This is a genomic window from Halomonas marinisediminis, from assembly GCF_004347715.1.
GTDB classification, from domain to species: domain Bacteria; phylum Pseudomonadota; class Gammaproteobacteria; order Pseudomonadales; family Halomonadaceae; genus Halomonas; species Halomonas icarae.
On the sequence record NZ_SLTR01000338.1, the window covers coordinates 1 to 285 of the forward strand.

General features: G+C 59.6%; 1 protein-coding gene. It reads left to right on the plus strand.

Annotated features, from left to right (window positions below):
- The coding region (locus E0702_RS16915) for a thiamine pyrophosphate-dependent enzyme (RefSeq protein ID WP_240721807.1) at positions 1-285 on the plus strand (285 nt) is incomplete at both ends.

Consider the following 285-nt stretch of genomic DNA (forward strand, 5'->3'; position numbering starts at 1 on the left):
CCGATAAATACAAAGGCAATGACCGTGTGACCTTCACCTATTTTGGCGATGGCGCGGCGAACCAGGGTCAGGTCTATGAGACCTACAACATGGCCCAGCTCTGGGATCTGCCGGTGGTCTTTGTGATCGAGAACAACCAATACGCCATGGGCACCTCCGTCCAGCGCTCGACCAAATCCCCGGCTCTGTGGAAACGCGGCGAGGCCTATGGCATCGCGGGCGAAGAAGTCGACGGCATGAACGTGCTGGCAGTCAAAGAAGCCGGCGAGCGCGCCGTCGCCCACT